1 protein-coding gene is annotated in these 1074 nt (G+C 57.3%); it reads left to right on the top strand.

The features are described from left to right. Positions 1 to 788: 788 nt before the first annotated feature. On the top strand, positions 789 to 971 hold the full coding sequence (locus ACFHWY_RS28615) for a hypothetical protein (RefSeq protein WP_416583346.1): 183 nt from the start codon (positions 789 to 791) through the stop codon (positions 969 to 971). The last annotated feature ends 103 nt before the right edge of the window (positions 972 to 1074 follow it).

The following is a 1074-nucleotide window of genomic DNA, read 5'->3' on the forward strand; positions in this document are numbered from 1 at the left end:
TCCGACACGCCGACACGGGCACCATCACTCACAGCCACAATCGATCATGAAACGGCCGTGCACGTCCGGTGCTACGGTCATGGACGATCGCTTGCAAGTTCTGAAGGCAGCTCTGGACTCCAGTTTCGCATCCGAATGTAAGCGGGCGCGCCTAGATTGCTCTAAGCGAGGTTCGGACATTGTTCAGTCCGCGATCTCCAAGGCGATCCCTCGGCAGGTTGAGGGCAGGGCCGAGCGAGTGCAGAATGGAGACGTGGGGCTCGCGGTGGTAGCTGCAGCGTATGACCTGGAGGCGAATGGGCGCTGGTTATGGCCTACTCTTGGAAGATTCCCCGACATCGCCGAGCACGACTGGAATACAATCGGCCGCTTGGCTGACCAATTAGTACAAAGGTTTGATTCCAATGAAATTTCACCCAAGCTAGGGGCCTACGTCACTGGCATGTGCTCCAGTTACACGGGATGGTCCGGCAGGCGAAATGCCGACCGCGCCTCGGTGGGCGCATTTTTCAATGCGTTAGCAAGCCAGTGTGACGGAAATCCGATAGCCAATGCACAATGGTGGTCAGGTTCCAAAAGCCGAGGACCGGTTTGCATACTCGCCAATAACGAAGACACAGTCGTAAGTCCTCGCTGGGCGAGCGATTGGAATGCGGTATTCCCGCATGCCTCTCTGGGGGATTACAAGTACAGGGGGCACATTGCGCTAACCCAGGCTTTCGCGCTAACCGGGAATGCAAGTAAATGTGGAGACGGCTTTAGGTCGGAATTCGAGAGGAAGACTTAGGGTGGACAACGCGACGCGGCTGGGCGCATTTATGGCCACCATCGGTGGGCTTGCGCTACTGGGATTCGGCTTGAATGAAGGGTTGAAGGAAGCATTCATAGTGCTGGCTATTCTTGCGCTGCTGGCTGGACTCGTTATTATGCATGCTGGCCTTTCGGTGGGCGGTGACGCCGATCAGAGGTGAGCCCAGCTATCGCGTTTTCGGTTAATACGCCAGCCCGGGGATCAGGGCCGTTGCGTTCTCGCTCGGCAAGCCGGTGAGCTGGGATGATGCTGGGTGATTGGCC

It is taken from the genome of Micromonospora sp. LOL_024, assembly GCF_048060415.1.
In the GTDB taxonomy this organism is placed as follows: domain Bacteria; phylum Actinomycetota; class Actinomycetes; order Mycobacteriales; family Micromonosporaceae; genus Micromonospora.